Source organism: Aedoeadaptatus urinae, from assembly GCF_900155585.1.
In the GTDB taxonomy this organism is placed as follows: Bacteria; Bacillota; Clostridia; order Tissierellales; family Peptoniphilaceae; genus Aedoeadaptatus; species Aedoeadaptatus urinae.
Genome location: NZ_LT707416.1, coordinates 291043 through 311565 on the forward strand (window position 1 = coordinate 291043; position 20523 = coordinate 311565).

At 53.5% G+C, this 20523-nt stretch carries 20 protein-coding genes and 1 pseudogene; 10 read left to right on the forward strand and 11 right to left on the reverse strand.

Translation table 11 applies throughout. From position 1 onward, the window contains the following. Positions 1-61 precede the first annotated feature (61 nt). The 3 genes from BQ7397_RS02290 (at position 62) to BQ7397_RS02300 (ending at position 2151) form a co-directional block, all read left to right on the forward strand. On the forward strand, positions 62-847 hold the full coding sequence (locus tag BQ7397_RS02290; RefSeq protein WP_077074567.1) for a hypothetical protein: 786 nt from the start codon (positions 62-64) through the stop codon (positions 845-847). Next, positions 844-1155 (forward strand): divalent cation tolerance protein CutA, encoded by a 312-nt coding sequence (gene cutA, locus BQ7397_RS02295; protein WP_077074568.1) that lies wholly within the window; start codon positions 844-846, stop codon positions 1153-1155. The genes BQ7397_RS02290 and cutA overlap by 4 nt, the downstream gene beginning before the upstream one ends. Before the next feature lie 168 nt (positions 1156-1323). Continuing rightward, a complete protein-coding gene (locus tag BQ7397_RS02300; protein ID WP_077074569.1) occupies positions 1324-2151 on the forward strand; it encodes a deoxyribonuclease IV in 828 nt (275 codons plus the stop codon). Here BQ7397_RS02300 and glpK read toward each other — a convergent pair. From glpK to BQ7397_RS02335, 7 genes and pseudogenes are all read right to left on the reverse strand, one after another. Next, positions 2139-3620 (reverse strand): glycerol kinase GlpK, encoded by a 1482-nt coding sequence (glpK, locus tag BQ7397_RS02305; RefSeq protein WP_077074570.1) that lies wholly within the window; start codon positions 3618-3620, stop codon positions 2139-2141. The two genes, BQ7397_RS02300 and glpK, sit on opposite strands and share 13 nt — an antisense overlap. Before the next feature lie 37 nt (positions 3621-3657). Further along, positions 3658-4020, reverse strand: a pseudogene (locus BQ7397_RS02310) (chromate transporter); the annotation flags it as partial. Positions 4021-4200: 180 nt separating this feature from the next. Further along, complete coding sequence (locus BQ7397_RS08955) at positions 4201-6402, reverse strand: S-layer homology domain-containing protein (RefSeq protein WP_083703374.1); 2202 nt, start codon at positions 6400-6402, stop codon at positions 4201-4203. A 148-nt stretch (positions 6403-6550) separates the two neighbouring features. Further along, the gene (locus BQ7397_RS09425) at positions 6551-6676 is read right to left on the reverse strand and encodes a hypothetical protein (RefSeq protein WP_268801892.1); all 126 of its coding nucleotides are present in this window, start codon (positions 6674-6676) and stop codon (positions 6551-6553) included. A gap of 51 nt (positions 6677-6727) precedes the next feature. After that, positions 6728-7285, reverse strand: coding sequence for a chromate transporter (locus BQ7397_RS02325; RefSeq protein WP_077074572.1), 558 nt, complete (start codon positions 7283-7285; stop codon positions 6728-6730). Positions 7286-7294: 9 nt separating this feature from the next. Then, positions 7295-8314: a PTS sugar transporter subunit IIC gene (locus BQ7397_RS02330; RefSeq protein WP_077074573.1), complete on the reverse strand. Its 1020-nt coding sequence runs from the start codon at positions 8312-8314 to the stop codon at positions 7295-7297. Beyond that, the gene (locus tag BQ7397_RS02335; RefSeq protein ID WP_077074574.1) at positions 8311-8880 is read right to left on the reverse strand and encodes a chromate transporter; all 570 of its coding nucleotides are present in this window, start codon (positions 8878-8880) and stop codon (positions 8311-8313) included. Before BQ7397_RS02335 ends, BQ7397_RS02330 begins: the two co-directional genes overlap by 4 nt. Before the next feature lie 64 nt (positions 8881-8944). Here BQ7397_RS02335 and proC point away from each other — a divergent pair, with 64 nt between their 5' ends. Then, positions 8945-9700, forward strand: a complete 756-nt coding sequence (proC, locus tag BQ7397_RS02340) for a pyrroline-5-carboxylate reductase (protein ID WP_077074575.1) — start codon at positions 8945-8947, stop codon at positions 9698-9700. 81 nt (positions 9701-9781) lie between these two features. Further along, positions 9782-11137 (forward strand): MATE family efflux transporter, encoded by a 1356-nt coding sequence (locus tag BQ7397_RS02345; RefSeq protein WP_077074576.1) that lies wholly within the window; start codon positions 9782-9784, stop codon positions 11135-11137. Positions 11138-11728: 591 nt separating this feature from the next. Here the strand turns inward: BQ7397_RS02345 and BQ7397_RS02350 are convergent. From BQ7397_RS02350 to BQ7397_RS02360, 3 genes are read right to left on the reverse strand one after another with little or no spacing between them, the layout of a single operon-like run. After that, positions 11729-12286 (reverse strand): hypothetical protein, encoded by a 558-nt coding sequence (locus BQ7397_RS02350; RefSeq protein WP_077074577.1) that lies wholly within the window; start codon positions 12284-12286, stop codon positions 11729-11731. Beyond that, positions 12283-13374 (reverse strand): ABC transporter substrate-binding protein, encoded by a 1092-nt coding sequence (locus tag BQ7397_RS02355; protein ID WP_077074578.1) that lies wholly within the window; start codon positions 13372-13374, stop codon positions 12283-12285. Before BQ7397_RS02355 ends, BQ7397_RS02350 begins: the two co-directional genes overlap by 4 nt. Then, a complete protein-coding gene (locus BQ7397_RS02360) occupies positions 13371-14888 on the reverse strand; it encodes a ClC family H(+)/Cl(-) exchange transporter (RefSeq protein WP_077074579.1) in 1518 nt (505 codons plus the stop codon). Before BQ7397_RS02360 ends, BQ7397_RS02355 begins: the two co-directional genes overlap by 4 nt. A 460-nt stretch (positions 14889-15348) precedes the next feature. On the opposite strand from BQ7397_RS02360, the gene BQ7397_RS02365 reads away from it, so the two are divergent. Genes BQ7397_RS02365 through BQ7397_RS02375 form a run of 3 tightly spaced genes read left to right on the forward strand, consistent with a single transcriptional unit; the run spans position 15349 to position 17490 of the window. After that, a complete protein-coding gene (locus BQ7397_RS02365) occupies positions 15349-16176 on the forward strand; it encodes an amino acid ABC transporter substrate-binding protein (protein ID WP_077074580.1) in 828 nt (275 codons plus the stop codon). A 22-nt stretch (positions 16177-16198) separates the two neighbouring features. Beyond that, complete coding sequence (locus BQ7397_RS02370) at positions 16199-16843, forward strand: amino acid ABC transporter permease (protein WP_077074581.1); 645 nt, start codon at positions 16199-16201, stop codon at positions 16841-16843. After that, positions 16840-17490 carry an amino acid ABC transporter ATP-binding protein gene (locus BQ7397_RS02375; RefSeq protein ID WP_077074582.1) on the forward strand — a complete coding sequence of 217 codons (651 nt, stop codon included), beginning with the start codon at positions 16840-16842 and terminating at the stop codon, positions 17488-17490. The genes BQ7397_RS02370 and BQ7397_RS02375 overlap by 4 nt, the downstream gene beginning before the upstream one ends. Before the next feature lie 210 nt (positions 17491-17700). Here BQ7397_RS02375 and BQ7397_RS02380 read toward each other — a convergent pair whose 3' ends face one another. After that, on the reverse strand, positions 17701-18477 hold the full coding sequence (locus BQ7397_RS02380; RefSeq protein ID WP_077074583.1) for an IclR family transcriptional regulator: 777 nt from the start codon (positions 18475-18477) through the stop codon (positions 17701-17703). A 101-nt stretch (positions 18478-18578) separates the two neighbouring features. On the opposite strand from BQ7397_RS02380, the gene BQ7397_RS02385 reads away from it, so the two are divergent. Then, positions 18579-19739, forward strand: a complete 1161-nt coding sequence (locus BQ7397_RS02385) for an aminotransferase class I/II-fold pyridoxal phosphate-dependent enzyme (RefSeq protein ID WP_077074584.1) — start codon at positions 18579-18581, stop codon at positions 19737-19739. Between the two features lie 292 nt (positions 19740-20031). Beyond that, on the forward strand, positions 20032-20196 hold the full coding sequence (locus BQ7397_RS09170; RefSeq protein WP_159435154.1) for a hypothetical protein: 165 nt from the start codon (positions 20032-20034) through the stop codon (positions 20194-20196). Positions 20197-20523: the final 327 nt, after the last annotated feature.

Sequence of the window (20523 nt, forward strand, 5' to 3'; positions counted from 1 at the left end):
AGTGGCTTTTTTGTGGGTATAAGTAAAGGCAATCACTCGCTTTATCGAAAGGAGAACACCGATGAAAAAAACAACCATGGATATTTACAAAGCCATGTTTCCCAGTTTACTGATTTATCTTGTAATCGTCGCCGCCTTTAATTTAATTTTTGATATGATGGGCCTGGGCACCGACGCCTTTATGACAAACGTGGCGAACTCGCCCATGCCTATGCCGGAATTTCACTTCGGCGGCACGGCGGTGGCATCCCTCATCGTCCACTTGATCTACTACATCGTCGTGGGCCTCGCGGGCTACGGCCTGATCTTAATGATTTATCGCATGGCCCGCTACGACACGGAACCGGAATTTGTCGACGTCTTTTACTTTTTTAACGCCAAGGCCGGCTCCACCATCGGCACCTATATTATCGAAAAAATTCTTTCCGGCGTCTTTTTCCTGCTGCTCTTTGTGCCGGGGATCATCTTTTCCCTGGCCATGGTGCCCCTGGGTGCCGTCATCGGCATCGATCAGATTCGCGGTAGAGCCGGCGCCTTTACGCCCATTAAAGAGTCCTGGCGCATGACCAAGGGCCACAAGGGCATGATCTTCGGCCGCATGGCCATCGTCATCGTCATTGTCATGGTGCTCGCCGGCGGCTTCGGCTTGGCCATTGCGGCGGCGGGCCTTTCCCAAGGCACGATGAACACGCTGATCAATGTCTTAGGCACCGTGATCTTCGGCCTCATGAGCTATGTGGCCGTGGTGGATATCATTCGGGAGCTGGTGGAGCGAGGCGCCTTTGAAACCATCGATCCGATTCATGAAGAAATTGAAGATATGGAAATCCAAGGAGAGGTTCTATGAGTTATTTAAAAGTTGAAATTTTTATACCGGAAGATTTCGTCGTGGAACTGGCCAACGATTTAAATGAAGCGGATATTTTCCGCGAAGGCAATTATGACTACACCTTCAGCCTGACGAGGGTGGAGGGCCACTGGCGGCCTCTGGAGGGTGCCGATCCCTACGACGGCGTCGTCGGTCAGGTGCAAAGCCGGGAAGAGATGAAGATGGAATTTCGCATCGACGAAGAGGACCGGGAAGAGGTACAGCGGATCATCGACCGCATCCATCCCTATGAGGTGCCGGTGGTCAATTACATTCAATTGGTTTAAAAAGCAAGCTATAGACGAAGATCCCTTTACGAAAAGGAGAGAAAGTGCCTAAGGGCACTTTTTTCGTGTGGAGTCGGTGTATACTGCCTTCGAAAGGAAGGGATCACGTGACTTGGTTAATGATTTTTGTCGCAGCTTGCATCATGTGGATGCCGAAAGGAAAATAGTATGCTCACTCTGGGATACCATACGTCGACGACGGCGGGCTTTGTAAAGACCATGAACGAGGTGAAAAAATACGGGGCGAACACCTTCCAATTTTTCACGCGCAATCCCCGGGGCTCGAAAGCCCGGGAGCTCGATAGAACGGATATGGAGGCATTTATTCGAAAGAAAAATGCTTTCGGCCCCGTCGTCGCCCACGCCGCCTATACCATGAATCTGGCCTCGAACCGGGAGGACGTGCGCAAGAAGAGCTTCGATATTTTCGCCTCGGACATGGCCCTTCTCGCCCAATACCCGGAGGATACGGTTTACGTCTTTCACCCGGGCAGCCACACCAAGGACGGCGTGGAGGTGGGCGTGGAGCGAATTATTCGCGCCATGGATCGGGCGAAGGAGCTGTTTCCACGCCGGGCCGTTTGCCTGGAGACCATGAGCGGCAAGGGCACGGAAATCGGCGGGCGGCTGGAGGAGCTCGCGGCGATCATCGATGCCGTGGCATCGGAGGATGTGGGCGTGGTCTTAGATACCTGCCATTTGTTCAGCGCCGGCTACGATCTGGCGGATCCCGAGGCATTTTTCGATACCTTCGATAAGCTGATCGGCCTTGAAAAAATAAAAGCCGTTCACGTCAACGACTCCCTCACCCCATTCGGCGCAAAAAAAGATCGCCACGCACCGGTGGGTGCGGGCGAAATCGGTTTGGATGTGCTTGGGCGGTTTCTCTATGCCGCGCCTTTAAAGGGGCTTCCCATGATTTTGGAAACGCCGGGAGAGCCGAAGGATCACGAAAAAGAAATTCAGCGCTTAAACGCCTTCGGTCAATCCATGTGATTGGCCATGGTGACGGCGACGGCTTTCTTCCACCGCGCCCGTTCGCCGGAGAGATCGGCGCCGGTGGGGGAAAGGATTTGGGCCTTGGAGGCCCGTTTTTTTATGTCCGAAATATCCTTATAGAGGCCGCAGCCTATGCCCGCCATAAAGGCGGCGCCCAGGGCCGTGGTTTCCACCAAAGCCGGCCGGTGGACGGAGCGGTGAATGGCATCGGCCAGGGTGGTCATTAAATAATCGTTGTGGCTCACGCCGCCGTCGACGAGAATGCGGTCGTGGCTCGCCTGTAAATCTTTTTCCATGGCATCCACCACGTCGGCGGTCATGTAGGCGATGGCATCGAGGGCGGCCTTCACCAAATGGGCCTTGGTCGTGGAGCGGCTGATGCCGAAGATGGTGCCCCGGGCTTCCGGATCCCAATAGGGGGTGCCCAGGCCCGTAAAGGCGGGGACGAAGAGCATGGGATTTTGTTCCGCCACGCTTTCGGCGAGGGCGGCGGTTTCTGCCGCCTTGTCGATAAGCCCCATGTCCTCCTTCAGCCATTCGATGACGCTGCCGCAGGCGAAGATGCTGCCTTCCATGGCATAAACCGGTCCTTCGCCGATGTCCCAGGCGTAGGAGGAGAGCAGGCCGTGTTCGCTGATGATGGGGGCATGTCCCGTGTTCATTAAGACGAAGGCGCCGGTGCCGAAGGTGCTTTTCACTTCGCCCACCTCGAAGCACTGTTCGCCGAAGAGGGCGGACTGTTGGTCCCCGATCATCCCCGTAATGGGAATGGAAATGCCGAAATGCTCCGCCAAGGTGGAGCCGAAATGAGCCGCCGTGGGAAGCACCTCAGGCAAGCACGCCCGGGGGATGTCGAAAAGCTTTAAGAGCTCGTCGTCCCAATCCAGCTCGTGAATATTAAAGAGCATGGTGCGGGAGGCGTTGGACATATCCGTGCGGTGGACGCCGCCGGTTAAGTGGTAGAGAAGAAAGCTGTCCACGGTGCCGAAAAGGACCTCGCCTCTTTCAGCCTTCTCCCGCGCCCCTTCCACGTGGTCGAGGATGTAGGCGATTTTCGTGGCGGAGAAGTAGGCGTCCACCTCAAGACCGGTCTTTTCGCGGATCATATCGCCGTAGCCGGCGTCTTTGATCGCCTCGGCCCGATCGGCGGTGCGGCGGCACTGCCACACGATGGCCGGGGCGATGGCCTTGCCTGTGGCCTTGTCCCAAAGGATGGTGGTCTCCCGCTGATTGGTAATGCCCATGGCCACAATGTCTTTTCTGTCGATCTGGGCCTGGGCGATGGCTTCGGCGCAGACGCCGACGGTGGTGGCTAAAATTTCCGCGGGATCCTGTTCCACCCAGCCGGGATGGGGAAAGAATTGGCGAAAGGGCTTTTGCGCCACGGAGACCACGTTGGCGTCTTCGTCAAAGAGAATGGCGCGGTTGGATGTGGTGCCCGCGTCGATGGCGAGTAGGTACTTCATGATTCACCTCGGTAAGAAAATTTCAGATGGGTTGCGACTAGACCACAAGGGGCAGGGCCAGCTTTAAGACGACGACTAAGACGGCGCCCAGCATAATGAGCTTGATGAGATCCATTTTTTTCCAATAGAGCACGCCGCCGACGACGAAGGTCATGAGGGCGACGATTTCCAAGCCGCCTCCTTCGGGCCACAGGGCGTTTTTAAACATTTCGTAGGAGGCGACGAAGATCAGCCCGATGATCCCCGCCTTGATTCCTCTCAGCAGCATCTCCATGAGGCGGAAGGTGCGCTTTTTCGTAAAGAGAAAATAGGCGAGAGTCAGGATGATGATGGTCTGAGGCGCCGTCACTCCCGCCGTGGCCACGACGGAGCCCACGGGCCCCGCCACCTGTGCTCCGACGAAGGTGGCGCTGTGTCCTTTTAAGCAATTTGTAAAAAATTATACAATTTAATCTTCCAGGATTAACTCAAAATTATCTTTTCATTCCAAAATACATATTATCTATTTTTTATATGCATATCCATACGAAAATAGTGCTGATGATTTCTCACCAACACTATTTATTATAGAGCCAAATTTTTATTTATTTATTAGCTTCCAAACTTCTTCCAAAGAATTTTCATGGACTCTTGTACATATATGAGCATTAGATGCTTCTACTATATCATAATATGCCCAGTAAGTCTTATCCTTTAAATCTTTAAACTCCTTTATAACTAAATCTTTAACGCCGTCTTGCCCGACATGTCTTTCAAACAGCCTGTTTAACATTGCCGCTGTTTCCGCCCTGGTTATTTCAGCATCCGGTTTAAAGGTATTGTCAGGATATCCCATGATTCTCTTGTTGCCGTAGTTTTGGTCTATAGCTTTTTTAAATTTATAACCTTCTATATCTGTGAAGGGAGCCTTTGCATCATTCTTTTTATCGATGTGGCTAATAATTTGTGCCAGCTCGCCCCTGGTTATCTTTTCATCAGGCCTAAAAGCTTCTCCTGCTTTTTCCTCTAAAATTCCTTGCCTATAGGCAGCTTCGATATAGGGAGCACACCACTTATCTTTTCCTACGTCCTTGTAAAGGCCTTGGCCTTCAATTAAAGGATAGCCCTTTAACCTCACAACCATAGTCACCACTTCTGCCCTTGTCACCTTGCCTTCGGGCCTTACTGTTTTGTCAGGATAGCCTTTAATATAGGCTAGGTGGACTTCTTCTTTGGACTCGACTGGTTTCTTCTCATTCTTAGGTGTTACGGTTATTCCTGTTACGGTAGGATGTACGACGGGAGCATTCTGTTTTACCGTTACCGTGGCTTCTCCGAAGACCTTGTTGTCCGCATTGGATGTCGCCCTTACTTTGAGCGTCTTTGCGTTCTCGTCTTTAGCTACCGTAAGCGTTCCGTCCGCTGCGATCGACGTTCCTTCGTGCCCGCCTATAACGCTCCACGTAACCGTCTTATCGAAGTCTCCCGTTCCGCTGACAGTGGCTGCAAATGCCTGCGTCTTGCCCTTTCCTACGGTCGCATTCTTAGGTGTTACGGTTATTCCTGTTACGCCGGCCACCGCTGTAGGTTCCTTTACGGTCACCGTAGCTTCTCCGTAGGGCTTATTATCAGCATTGGATGTCGCCCTTACCGTGAGCGTCTTTGCCGTTTCGTTCTTTCCTACTGTGAGAAGTCCGTTTGCATCGACCGAAGTTCCTGCGCCGCCGCCGATCACGCTCCACGTAACCGTCCTGTCAAACTCACCCTGCCCTACGACGGTGGCTGTGAACTGCTGCGTCTTGCCCTTTTCTACGGTCGCAGTTTCCGGAGTTACCATTACGCCTTTCAGGCTCACGATATTTATTTTACCGCTGAAGTGGACGTAGACTTCTCCCGTCAAGAATTTATAGGCATCGGCAGCAAATTCAACGGAGCCCGGCTTGTTCGGGTCGATCAGCTCGAACTCATCTCCGTTCAATCTGACGTTAACGAAGTTTTTCAGGTGCTTCTCATCGTTAAGCAAAGCGTCGTCGTAGTCTTTTATGATGCTGGATACTTTGCCGTTCTTTGCAAATCTCGTGATAGTTTGATCAGAGGCCTGGTAAAAACGCGGGACCTCAACGATTTCACCGGTCGTTGAGTTGATCTGTCCCACCCTGGAAAGATCGCTTATATGATTTCCCGCCAATATGAAATTATCCACATTTTTCATGTGATTGAATACGCTCGGGTCGGTGATGTCGTTATTCGATACGTCGATATTGTTGATGTTCATGTCGCTGAACACGGCGATATCTTCATCGGTAAGATGATTGCCGGAAGCGCTTAAGTACTCCCACTCCGTGCGCTTTGTCTTGAGCGGTGAAAGATCTCTTATACCCGTGTTGTTGATTTCGAGGTCAATCAAATCAATTTCCCCGTTTGTTATGAACGAGAGATCCTTGATCTTTGCTCCGTTGAGGTTGAGCCTTTTTAAATTTTTAAGGTTGGACAAAGCTGACGCATCCTCTATAGGGTTCCCCGCAAAATTCGCCCCTTTCAAACTCGTGCAATACTGCAGACCTTCGAGCGTGCGTATGCCTTGATTCATGTAGCCGTCACCGGTATATACTATACGCGAAAGTTCCTCAGGGGAAAGGTTGTAATCTTCCGGTTTACCGTATTGTGCATTCATCAGCTTTCGCAAAAGAGGATCTTGGATCGTATACTCCTTCGCGAAAGCCTCTTGGGAAATCAGCGTCGGCGCCGTTATCACGAACGCTAGGATCACCGCAAGGATGATCGAAAAATGCTTTCTTTTCATATGCGTCTCCTCCTTGATTTATAAATAATTTCGGATAGATACCGTTCGGGGAAAAGTGTTTGTAAAAGAAGACCCGAACAATTGTCATTTACAAATAAAAAACCATTTTGATAACTTTTTATTATTTTATTTCTTTCATTAATTTTTGTCAAGTTAAATATCGAAATAGATAAGAAAATATTATAAAATCAACGGAGATCACATTGGCGTCTTCGTCAAAGAGAATGGCGCGGTTGGATGTGGTGCCCGCGTCGATGGCCAGAATGTATTTCATGATTCACCTCGGTTTAGAAAAATTCCCCGCGTTGGCGGGGAAGAAAACAACTTACGCCATGAGGGGCAGGGCCAGTTTTAAGGCGATGCCTAAGACGGCGCCCAGCATAATGAGCTTGATGAGATCCATTTTTTTCCAATAGAGCACACCGCCGACGACGAAGGTAATGAGGGCGACGATCTCCAAGCCGCCTCCTTCGGGCCACAGGGCGTTTTTAAACATTTCGTAGGAGGCGACGAAGATCAGGCCGATGATTCCCGCCTTGATTCCGCGAAGCAGCATCTCCATGAGGCGGAAGGTGCGCTTTTTCGTAAAGAGAAAATAGGCGAGAGTCAGGATGATGATGGTCTGAGGCGCCGTCACTCCCGCCGTGGCCACGACGGAGCCCACGGGCCCGGCCACTTGTGCTCCGACGAAGGTGGCGCTGTTAATGGCGATGGGCCCCGGGGTCATTTGGCTGATGGTCACGAGATCCGTGAACTGGGTCATGGTGAGCCAGCCCTCTTTCTCCACGATGAATTGTTGGATCAAAGGAATGGTGGCGTAGCCTCCGCCGAAGGAGAAGAGGCCGATTTTAAAGAATTCAAAAAATAATTTCGCAAATAACATGGCGCACTCCTATATTTCAAGGGCCATGTCCCCGTCGGCGATCCAAGCCCGCTTCTTCATGTAGCGGTAGACGAGATAGCTGATGATGCCGGGGAGAATGACGTGGATGAGAAGAATGACCAGAAGCAGTTGAGGGAAGGCCATGGCGCCTTCCATGGCCTGAATGGTGCCTATTTGACCCACCAGGCCGCTGGTGCCCATGCCGCTTCCCAGAGGCGTGTTCTTCAGCTTAAAGACCACGGTGGACAGGGGAGCGATGACGGCTCCCGCCACGGTGGGCGGAATCCAGATCCTGGGGTTCTTCACGATATTGGGCATTTGCAACATGCTGGTCCCCAGGCCTTGAGCGAAGAAGCCGTCGAAGCCGTTGTCCTTAAAGGAAATGACGGCAAAGCCGATCATCTGGGCCGAGCAGCCCACGGTGGCGGCGCCGCCGGCGAGACCGGAAAGGGAAAGCATCATGCAAATGGCGGCACTGGAGATGGGCAGGGTGAGGGCGATGCCCACGATGGTGGCCACTAAGATGCCCATGATAAAGGGCGCCTGTTCCGTGGCGGCCATAATCAGCTTGCCCACACTTTCCATAAGCCATTGGATGGAAGGGCCCACCAAGACGGCGAGGAGCGTCCCCGTGAGCACGGTGACCGCCGGCGTCATGAGGATGTCGATGCGAGTCTCCTTGCTGATGAGCTTGCCCGCTTCCGCCGCCACAATGGCCGCGAGATACACCGCCACCGGGCCGCCGATGTCGTAGCTCGCCGCCCCTACCACCGACGATGCGAAAAGCACTAAAGGCGGTGCGTCCAAGGCGAAGGCGATGGACATGGCGATGGCCGGGCCCGTAGCCGCCTGTGCCATGGGCCAGAGGGTATCCGTTAAAAAGGGAATATTCAGCTGGGTGCCGATGGTGTTTAAAATGGTGCCGATCAGCAAGGTGGCGAAGAGGCCGTAGGCCATGGCGCCTAAGGCGTCGATGCCGTAGGTCTTTAAATTCGGATGCACATTTTTCTTGTGCAGAAACTCTCTCATTGGTGTCCTTCCTTCGTGTGATCTTCAAATTTCGTAATGCAAATGCCACTGAAGCCTAAGAGCAAAATAATCAAGGCCGTATTAATATCCGTAAACATCCCCAGGGCCGTGGCGACGAGAATCATCAACACGGAAAAGCCGTGGTCCTCTTTAATGGCCCGCTTGCCCATGCGATAGGTAGTGAGAAAGAGCACGGCGGAAATAACGCCGCTGATCCCCACCAGGGCCGCGTTGACGAAAAAATTCGAGCGGAACTGGCGATAGGCCATATTAATGGAAAGAATAATCACCAAACAGGGAAGCACGCTGGCGAGAAGGCACACCGCCGCCCCCGCCGGGCCGCGCAGCTTGTAGCCCGTCAAGAGGGATGCGGATATGGCCATGGCCCCGGGCCCCGATTGGGCCAGAGCCACGATGTCCATCATATCGTCTTCACTGATCAGGGGCTGATGCTCCACAAACTCGTCCCGAATAATGGGCACGATGGTGTAGCCGCCGCCGAAGGTGAATGTATTGATTTTTAAAAATGTAAAAAATAATCTTCTTAAAGATACCGTATTTTCCATGCATGACCTCCTGTTCAATAGTATACTGTAAGGAGAATACCGCTTCAAGAAAGGATGGGATTTAATGAATATCGGTTTAATCGGTCTCGGCAATATGGGCCGGGCATTTTACGACCTGTTTTTAGAAGAGGGCCACGAGCTTTTCGTCGGCTGCCCTCACGAAAAGGACATCTCTACCTTCCAAACTCGGGACAACAGTAGCGTTGTGGATCGCTCGGAGATTATCTTCATCGGCGTCAAGCCCTATATGGTGGAAGAAGTCATGGCGGAGATCGTGCCGAAGGTAGAAGGACAAATCATCGTGTCCATGGCCGCCGGTGTGAGCCTGGAGCGGCTTCAAAAAATGGCCCCTACGGAAAAAATCATTCGCATTCTTCCCAACACCCCCGTCGCCGTGGGCTCCGGCGTCGTCGCCTATACCCCGGGCTACGACATGAGCGACGAGGAAAAGGCCGCCTTTGAAGAGCTGTTAAAAGGCGCCGGGGAAGTGGTGGAGGTGGCGGAAAAGGATCTGGACATCGTCACCGCCTTAACCGGCGCCACCCCCGCCTTTGTCGCCATGGTCATCGAAGGCTTCGTCGACGGCGCCTGCGCCTGCGGCATGAAGCGGGATCTGGCATACAAGCTGGCGGCCAAAGCCGTGGCCGGCACCAGCGATCTCATGACGGCACGGGGACTCCATCCCGGCCAATTAAAAGACGGCGTCACCTCTCCCGCCGGTGCCACCATCGAAGGCGTCTTAATGCTGGAATCCATGGGCATGCGCTACGCCTTCGCCCAATCCATTATAAAAACCGTAGAAAAAGGAAAATCTCTATAAAAATTTGTTTTTTCCGTAGGCAAGTCGGCCGAGCTATGTTAAGATAATTCATCGAGCAAGAACAAGAGAAAAGGAGGGAATATGAAGCAGAAGAATGTCAACCTAACCGAAGGCGTGATTTGGAAAAACCTACTGTCTTTTACGCTCCCCCTCCTCCTTTCCGCTTTACTCCAGCAGCTTTATAACACGGTGGACCTTTTGATCGTCGGCCGTTTTGCGGGCAAGGTGGACATGGCCGCCATCGGCGCATCGGGCCCCATTACCGTTCTCGTCGTCGCCCTTTTCATGGGCATGTCTACGGGGACCTCGGTCTTGGTGGCCCAGTACTACGGCGCCAAGGACCGGGCGGAGCTGTCGAAAACCGTGCACACCAACTTCGCCATGGCCATTTACGGCGGCCTGGGCCTCACCATCATCACCGTGGCTCTATCTTCCTGGTTTTTAAGCCTCATCGACACGCCTGAAAGTGTCATGGGCCCCGCCACCCGCTACCTGCAGATCATATTCGTGGGGCTGATCCCGGTCATGGTCTACAATATGGGCTCGGCGGTTCTGAGAAGCGTCGGCGACAGCGTGCGACCCTTTAACTTCCTCGCCATCGCCGCCGGACTGAACATCGTCTTGGACCTGTTCTTCGTCGGCTACTTAAAAATGGGGGCCATCGGCGCCGGCATCGCCACGGCCATCGCCCAATCCACCTCGGGGATTTTGGTCATCATCAGTCTCATGCGGACCACGGACATTTATCGCCTGCGCCTGAAAAAAATTCGCTTCCATAAAAAAACCCTGGAGCGGATTGTGGCCATCGGCCTGCCCGCAGCCATCTCAGGTGGCATGATCGGCCTCTCCAACGTCATCATCCAGGCGAAGATCAACGTCTTCGGCGCCCAGGCCATCGCCGGCGTGGCGGCGGCCAGTCGTATCGACGGTTTTGTCTTTACCTCGCTGGAAGCCTTCGCTCTCGCCATCACCACCTTCGTGGGGCAAAACATCGGCGCGAGAAAACCCAAGCGACTGAAGACGGGCATCGGCACCGCCATTATCATGACCCTGATCTTCGTCGCCTCCGTCTCGTCCATCCTCGTCATCTTCCGCCACCCCTTTATGCAGATCTTTACCACGGATAAAGACGTTATCTACTTCGGCGCGAAGATGATCGGGACCCTGGCGCCCTTCTACGTCATCTTCTCCATTACCGAAGTCCTTTCCGGGGCCATACGGGGAAGCGGCGACGCCATCCCTATAATGGTCATTACGCTCATCGGCATGTTCGTCATCCGCATCGGCTGGATCATCGTCGCCATGCCCATCTACAACACCATCGACATTATTTATTGGAGCTACCCCATTAGCTGGATCTTCACCTGGACCCTGACCCTGGTGTACTTCTTTAAAGGCAAATGGAGGAAAAGAGCCATGGAAGGAGAGATCGCATAAGCGGTCTCTTTTTCCATGGAGAGAAAACCCTGCGGGGCCTCTTTGTTTTTTGCCATAGCTGACGTAATAAAATCAAGTTTCTTTCTTCTTCTAAAAATTCATTCTTACATGGCTTTGAGACCCGGGGAAGGGGCTAGGGCGTTGCGATTCGCCCTCTGCCCCTTCCCCGGGGCCCCATCCCCATCCACCCACAAACGCCTTTTAGCAGTGCAAATGCCTACCGGCATTTGATTTGTATTGGGCCGTGTCGCGGAAGGAAGAATGTGAGTTGGGCACTTAATTTAGAATAAAGGGCGATTGCCCGACTCATTGTCTTATGTCGGCGAAGAAGCCCAACAGGAATCGGAACCCGCAAGGGTTCCGCACATTAAAAAAGCGTTAGGGTTAAAGGGTGGGGGTCCGGGGGCGGGATAAGGGCGAATCGCAACGCCCTTTTTCCCGCCCCCGGAAATCGGAAAGCGAAGATATATTTTAAGCGGAAGAAAAGCAAAGGGCAGGTACCTTTTTCCTGCGTTTGGAAAGAAAGAACATAACCTAAGTAAGAAAAAAGAAAATACGCCCCTTTTCCAGGGCAATAAAAAACAGACCATCTCAGGTCTGTTTTTTATTGCCCACAATGCCTATATTCGGCAGAAAGAGAAAAATCACTCCGTACACGGCGGCAGCGATTCCGCCCGTGGGCAGCTCGCGTTGTATTTTCCCGGGGAGGCTAGTCAGTATTTCCGTGCCGGGGAGGGCGAAGTCCGGTGCGGCGAGGAGGTAGACGAGGCCGAAGACCAGGGCGGAGTAAATGGCGGCGGCCCATTTTTTCCGTCTCGTGGTGTAGAGGCGAAAGGTACTTTTTCTGAAGGCGTTAAATTGCAAGAAGTAGCTGAGGCTGTAGGCGACGACGAGAAGGCCGCTTAACAGGCCGTCGGCATTCAGGGTTTTCAGCACGGGGAGGCTGTAGACGATAAGGCCGTTTCCCAGAAAGAGGGCGATGAGCCGAAGGATGCTCTTTGATTTTTGCACCCATTCCGCCAGGAAATAGGCGATGGCCACGAGGCCCAGGGCTATGATCTGCAGCTTGTCGGCGAGGCCCAGGCTGTAAAGGCCGGCCCAGATCGCCAGGTGAAAGCCGGTAAGTATGAGGTCTCGGTTGTTTTTCACGATCCCACCTCCACAGATGTGACGTAGTCGGGTGTGTTTCCCTTTTGGCGCATAATGGGGACGTTTCTCGTCTTGTGGCGCTTGTTGATACCCAGGGCACCGTCGAAGGTATCGAGCCTGCGCAGGTAGCGGGCGACGGCCCCTCGATCGGGACCCACCTCGTTCATGGCATCGGCGATGAGGTTGTAGGCGTCGTAGCCCATGGCGGCGTAGGAGGTGGGGGCGCGGTCGTAGGCTTTTTCGTAGGCCAAAAGAAAGGCGTCGGAGGCCTGATTAAAGGTTTCGTAGCGAGCGTAGTGGGCGGTAAAGTAGACGACCTCTACGTCTTTTTTGCCGATTTCTCTAAAGGACGGATTTTCCCAGCGGTCGGCGCCCATGAGGGGCACGTCCATGCCGGCCTTTTTTACGGCGCGAATAAAGTAGGCGTCGGAGGTGGCGTCGCCGGGGCAGTAGATGCCGTCGATGGGATATTTTTTCAGCCGGGTGATTTCTCGACTGAAGCGGGTTTCCCCGGTGTGGTAGTGGACGGTGTAGCTGTGGACGTAGTCGGGGAGGGCTTGGGCAAAGGCGTCGGCCAGGTCGGTGCCGTAGCCCGTCTCCGCATCGACGACGATGGCGACGTCTCTCAGACCCAGGGTGTTTGCGGCGAAGGCCGCCATAGCCCGGGCCTGTTCTCTGTCGTTCATGCACACGGGGGTGATCCAGTAGTCGTCTTTTAAATCGGTGGCGGTGGAGCCGGTGACCGTGGGAATTTTCGCCGCCTGAATCACCGGCCGGGCCCGGTTCATGCTGTCGGTGCCGAAGGTGCCGATAAGGGCCAGGGCGCCTTTGTCGGAAAGGACGCTGACGCCGTTGGCCGCTTCAAAGGATTGGCTCTTCGTGTCGTAAAGGGACAGGGCGATCCTTTTGCCGCCGGCCACGGGGCGCAGGCTGTGGGCAAGCTTCACGCCGCGCCAGGTTTCCACGCCGGTTTCGCCGTAAAGGCCTTGCTGGGGCTCGAAGACGCCCAGCATAACTGTATCGTCCGGTGTTTTTTGCCTGCAGCCTACCAAAAGCAGCAGGGCGAGGAGGGGAATCAGTCGCTTCATGATACGTCTCCGAAATAGTCCGCCAAGTCCTCCAGCTCCTCTTCCCTGCAGAGGACCAGGAGCTCGTCGCCGCCCTCCAGGGTGGTGTCGGCGTGGGGAGTAAAGGTCACGTCCTCCCGCTTCACCGATGCGATGACCGGATGATGGGGGATGTGGAGGCTTTTCAGGGGGATATCCAGGTAATCGGCATCGCCGGGGACGAGGAAGTATTGCATGGTGTAGTCTTCGCTTTTCTTGTCGGCCTTTGTCTTGAACATATTGTCGTAAAGGGATTCGTAAATGGGGCCGTTTTTCAAAAGCTGGGCCACGATGTAGGCCACCATGGCGGTGGTGGTGACGGAAATCATTTGAAGCATGGTGCCGCTCATTTCCGAGACCAGGAGAATGGACAGAAGGGGCGCCTGGACCACGGAGGAGAGGATGGCAGCCATGCCTAAGTAAAGAAAGTTGGCGTAGTACATATCGCCGCCCAGTAAGAGGCCGTGGAGTAGGGCGCCGATAAGAGCTCCTAAGGTGAGCACGGGAAGGAAGATGCCGCCTTGGGCGCCGGAGCCGTAGCCGGTCCACACCAAAATCATGCGCAGGGCGAAAAAGCCCACGAGAATTTTTGCGGAGACGGTGGTGTTGGCCAGCTGCTCGATGAGGCCGTGGCCTCCGCCTAAGAGGATGGGGTTGTAGAGCCCGGCCAAGAGAGCCAGGACCATGGCGAGAAAAATAATCAGGTAGCGGGGAATGGGGAGTTTTTTCATGCGGGTGCTTGCAAAGAGCAGGCCTTTATTGAAGACGGAGCCGAAGATGCCGCCGAAGATGCCGACGACGACGGGAGCCCAGATCATTCCCGTGGGGAGCATTTCCTTCATGGGAAAGGAAAAGGCGGGCTCCATGCCCAAGATGCTGAAGCTGACCCAGTTGGCAACCACCGAGGCCACGACGCAGGGCACGACGAAAAAGTGGGAGAAGCTTTTGTGCAGCTCTTCCAAGGCGAAGAGGGCGCCGGCCAAGGGCGCGTTAAAGGCCGCGGCGAGACCGGCTGAGGCCCCGGCGGTAATGAAGTAGCGCTGCTCCATTTCCGTTGCGTGGAAAATTTTGCCGAGGATTTTCGCCAAGGTGCCACCTAATTGAATGGACGGGCCCTCTCTGCCCAAGGTCAGCCCCGAAAAGGCCGCCATGGCGCCGCCGAAGAATTTGGAAATCAAGGTGGGCACCGGGGCGATGTCGGCCTTGCCCAAAAGCTCGCCGCGAATTTGGGGAATCCCGCTGCCGCCGCTTAAGGGCGACCAATTCAAGAGCAGGTGCATGGCCACGGCCATGACAAAAAAGAGGACGAGCATCAAAAGAATCCGCATCGGATTGATATTGACGTAGAGAAGATTTCTCAGATCGTCCAGCTTGCCCAGGGTAAACCGGTACATGACGGAAATCATGCCCGAGGCCAGCCCCGTGAGAAAGCCGCCGAAGACCAAATGCAGGCGCAGGCGATTGCGATTGTAATTGTTTGCGTGGTGGGTATCCATTGAGACTCCTTTCCCAACCGACGAAAATGTAAAAAGCGAAAGCGAAGGAAGATGACCGTGCCGCAGCTGCCGATGGCGGCGGTAACAAATAATAATTTTATCAAATAAGGGCGTGGTTCGAAATAGCAGGCGATTAAATTCACCGCCACGGGGAAAATAAATTCACGCGCCGTAGATTTCCGCAAGCCTCGCCGATGATGTTCACGACGACGAGACCGAAGAGTAGGGCGACGAGAAAAGACCTATGCCCCGTGCGGGCCCCGGCAATAGAAGAAACAACACTTCCGAAGGCATGTGACCTAAAACAAATACCGCGGCAGGATAAAAAGCCGTCGAAATTTTTAAGAGCCTTCCATACAATATATTTCAAAAAAGGGCTTTACAAAGCTCGAAAATGGTTGTATTATAAACCCACGATGATTTACCGCGATAAAGCGATAAACAAAGAAAGGAACAAATCATGAAGAAAAAACTTTTTACTCTCACAGCATTACTGATGATTCTGCTCGTCGGCTGCTCCGGCGGCGCGAACAAGCAGGAAAACAAAGAGGCCAATGACGGCGGCAACAATGCCAAGCAAGAGGCTGCAGGCGAATTGGATAAGAGCAAGACCTATGTCCTCGGTATGGACGACACCTTCGCTCCCATGGGCTTCCGCGATGAAAAGGGCGAGCTCGTCGGCTTCGACGTCGAGCTGGCACAAGCGGCCGCCAAAGAAATGGGCATTAAGATCGAATGCCAACCCATCGACTGGACCGTGAAGGAAACGGAATTGGATTCCGGCAATGTAGACTTCCTCTGGAACGGCTACTCCATTACCCCCGAGCGCGAAAAGAAAGTGCTCTTCTCGGATCCCTACATGGACAATCGTCAAATCATCATCACATTAAAAGATTCGCCCGTCAATTCCAAAGCGGATTTGGCCGGCAAGCGCATCACCGTGCAAGGGGAATCCTCGGCACTGGAGGCCGTCATGAAGGACGATGCTTTCGTGAAGAGCTTAGCCGAACCGCCGGTTGAATATGCGACCAACACGGAATGCTTTAAAGACATCGAAGCGAAACGCTGCGACGCCATCGTCGTCGACGAGGTTCTGGCCCGCTACTACATGAAGCAAAACGGCGAAGAAAACTACAAGGTCCTGGAGGATAACTTCGGCGAAGAAAAGTTTGCCGTCGGTATGCGCAAGGACGACGCGGCTTTACAGGAAGCATTGAACAAGGCGTTGGCTAAATTGAAAGAAGACGGCACCTACGACGAAATCTACAAGAAATATTTCGCCGACTAAGGCGTAATGGCAGGAGGCAGCTTTGGAAGTACTACAACGATTAATCCCTTTACTGGGAGAAGGAATGAAGACCACGGCGTCGGTTTTTATCGTCACCATCGTCTTATCGTCTGTGCTCTGTATACCGGTGGCCTGGGCGCGTCTGTCCCGTAACCCCATTATATCGAAGTTGGCGGCGATTTACATTTACATTATGCGAGCGACGCCTTTGCTCCTTCAATTAATGTTTGTGTTCTTCGGGCTGCCTCTTCTGCCCGCGGGCATTACCCTGGGCCGGTTTACTTCCATCTTCCTCGCCTTCGTACTAAACTACACGGCCTACCTCGCCGAAATTTTAAGAGGCGGGATTCAATCCGTGGATCCCGGTCAGTGGGAAGCGGGAAAAGTGCTGGGGCTCTCCAAGGGCTACACCTTCTTTAAGGTCATTCTGCCCGTGGTCATTCAGCGCAGCTTCCCTGCCTATTCCAACGAAGTCATCACTCTGGTCAAGGACACGTCCTTGGTTTACATTCTGGGCGTCATGGATATTTTGAAGGCGGCCAAGTCCGTTTCGAACACCATGTCCTCCATTCTGCCCTACGTCTATGTCGGGATAGTTTATCTGATCGTCGTCGGCCTGTTGACCCTGCTTTTGAGACACACAGAGAGGAAGATTGAAGCGTCATGAAAATCACCGTGGAAAATTTAAAAAAATCCTTTGGCGACCGCTGCATATGGAGCGGAATCGATCTGACCTTCACCTCCGATGAGATCGTCTCTATTGCAGGCAAGAGCGGCCAAGGGAAGACCACCTTCCTCCGCTGTTTAAACGGGCTGGAAACCTACGACGACGGCAAGGTCTCCTTCGACGGCACGCCGATGCCGGCGGGAACGACGGATGCGAAAAAAATCGGCATGGTCTTTCAAGGCTACTGTCTCTTTCCGAAAATGACCGTGTGGGAGAATATCCTCCTGGCTCCCATTTACCACGGCGTGGATCGAAAAGAGGCGGAGGCGCGGGCGGAGCGGCTCATGAAGGAGCTGGAGATTTACGAGGAGAAGGACAAGTACCCGAGAAATCTATCCGGCGGTCAACAGCAGCGGGTGGCCATTGTGCGGGCCTGTATGCTGGAGCCGGAAATCCTCTGCTTCGACGAGCCCACCTCGGCCCTGGACGGGGCGACCATCGACAAGCTGGCCCAAACCATGGCCCGCTTAAAGGAAAAGGGCATGGGCATGATCGTCGTCACCCACGACCGGGCCTTTGCCGAGCGAATTTCCGATCGCATCCTGCACTTCGAAGAGGGTCGCTTGAGAGAAGAGATCGTGGCGTAAGATTTCCTCCTTTTGCCAATAACAATCGCCGCGAATACGAAGACAAGTAAACGACATTTTCCAACTCGGGCCCCTCGGGCCAAGGCATTATAAAAGTGTCGCAGAGCTCCGCGACACTTGCCATATTTCTATTATTTTCCTCTTCTCTGAAAAAGGTTGTTGTCACAATGGCAGCAACCTTTTTTTGGTCTGTGATGTGTGTAAGATAAATTACAGAGACAACAGCGTCCCCAGGCCCGGCTCCTCCGCCAAGGCGTCGGCCACGTCGGCGAGGATGTTCTCCAGGCGGTCCATGCCCTTGTGCTCCAGACGGCTCGTGGGGCCCGACAGGCTCACCCCGGCGATGAGCTCACCTTCAAAATAAATGCCCTTGGCCATGCAGGTCAGGCCGTATTCGTACTCCTCCCGGTCGTGGGCCGTGCCCGTCTCCACCACATCCCGTAAATCCGCCGCCAAGGCCTCTTTCGTCGTCAGGGTGGAAATGGTGCGGGGCGCCAGCTCGTGGCGGGCGAGGTAGCGGGCGAGATCATCCGCCTCGTACTCGGCGAGGAAAATCTTTCCGATGGCGGAGCAGTACAGAGGGGCTACGGGAATCAAGTGGCGCATAATGTAAAATTCTTCCCCGGCCACGGAGTCCAACATGACAATGGCGTCGTCGGCGCAAATCCCCAGGTTCAAGCTCTCGCCCATCTCCCGCACCGCCCGCTCCATAATAGGGCGGGTCACCGTGGTGAAATCCCAGCGATTCCTGACCTCGGCGTCGTAGGGAATAAAGCCCAGACCCAGGCGGTAGCGGTCTTCGCTGTCCTTTGCCACAAAGTGCTCTCCTTCCAAGGTGTAGAGGATTTTAAAGACGCTGGCTTTGGGCAGCTCCAGGCGAGAAGCAATATCGCCGATGCCGTGGGCGCCGCCGTTTTCCAAGAGAAAATGCAAAATTTGCAGCGCCTTGTCCACCATAGGCACCGTATAATCCGGTTTTTTTGCCATTCCGCGAAGCCTCCTTTATAATAGAACCATTCCACAATGATTCACAAGCATTCTTGCATTAATTTAAGTATAGCAGAAAAAACGCAGATAGAGGAGGAAGTATGAGTAAGGCCATGATTTCGAAAAAATACGGAAACCGGGAGTCGGGGGGCTTGGCGGCAAGCGCCGATTTAGCCAAGACCTACCACGACGTGGTGGACTTTACCCTAGGCGATCCCGACCTCACCACTCCGGAGGCCATTATTCGCGCCGCGGCGGAAGATGCCCTGGCGGGCCACACCCACTACACCGACAGCCGGGGCGACGGAGAGCTCATCAATGCCATTGTGGACTTTCAAAGGGAAACCTACGGCGTGGAGCTTTCACCGGAGAATGTCTTCGTTACCACCTCCGCCTGCCACGGCATGTGGTTGGTGCTGGAAACCATGCTCGATGAAGGCGACGAGGTGATGATCATCGAGCCCTACTTCGCCCCCTACGCCGATCAGGTCAAAATGGCGGGGGGCGTGCCCGTGTTTATTCCCACGGATCCCGACGGGGGCTTTCGCCCGAACATGGACGTGATTCGAAAAAAGGTCACGAAAAAAACCAAGGCCCTCATCGTGAACACCCCGAACAATCCCTCGGGCCTGTGCCTGAAAAAAGAAGAGCTCGTCGCCCTGGGACAGCTGGCGGAAGAAAAAGACTTCTATTTAATAGCCGACGATATTTACACCGCCTTTTCCTACGAGAGCCCCTTCGTACCCATGGCATCCTTGGACGCGTGCAAAGACCGCACCGTTACCCTGCGCTCCTTTTCCAAGAACTTTGCCATGACCGGCTGGCGCATCGGCTACATTTTAGGAGAGAAAAGCTTCATCGCCGCGGCCAAATCCGTCAACGAAAACAATGTCTACACCGCCCCGGCCATCTCCCAGCGCGCCGCCCTCTACGCCCTCACCCATCGGGACCAGGTGCAGCCGCCTGTCGTGGAGGAATTTAAAAAGCGCACCTTCCACGCCTACGAACGATTGACGCGGCTCAAAAACATCCGCATCGCCGAGCCCACGGGCACCTTCTATCTCTTCGTGGACATTCGCCCCACGGGACTCACCGAAGACGAGGTGTGGCAAAAGCTGTTGGACGAAGCCCATGTGCTTACGGTGAAGGGCTCCGCCTTCGGCGAAAGCGGCCGCGGCTTCTTGCGCCTCGCCGTCACCGTCGGCGTAGATAAAATCGACAAGGCCTTCGACCGCATGGAAAAAATGACCATATTTCAATAAAAAGGAATAAAGCATAAAAAAAGACGCCCCTCCGAAGAGGGGCATCTTTCGCTCTATTAAACAAAGGAGCACCATCAGACATAGATGAATGGATGTAGGATTTCCTACGCTCTTTATTTTATCAGAAAACGGCGTAAGAAGGTAGTCTATAGATAAAAGGTTTGAAATTCCGTAGATATTCTCCGCCGCCGAAAGTATTTATTGACCGCTTTTTTATTGCGGATTTATAATAATAAGGTAAAAGCGCCCCGAAACCGGGAAGACGATGAGACCGGGAAAGGAGAAAATACCCGTGCAAATAAATAAAATCTTCGCTATAATCACATTTGCCTTTGTCCTGCTAAACTTGGAAGGCATTCTTTGGAAGAGCCGATGGGTTGAAAAACACGAAAAAACGATCCGGCCTTTGGCCGCCTTCGTCATGCTGTGCATCGGTCTTTACTATCTGTTTCAATAAAAAGGAAAAACAGCGTTGACAGATCTTGGCTCCGATGGTAGACTATGCAAGTCGCCTCGAAAGAGATGTAGCTGTTTTAGAAAAAAGTCAAAAAAATTCTTGACAGTTCGGATCCATCGAGGTATGATATAAAAGTTATCGCGCGAGGCGTGCGGAAAAGAATTTTTACAAAGTGTTAAAAAGTTCTTGACAAAGCATTCCCTGCGAGATATACTAAATAAGCTGTTTCGAAAGAGACAGCACTGAACCAAGTTAATTAAATGGTATAAGAGATTAAACCATAACAATCTAAAAGCTTAAAGCGGAACACAGTCAGTGAATCCGAGC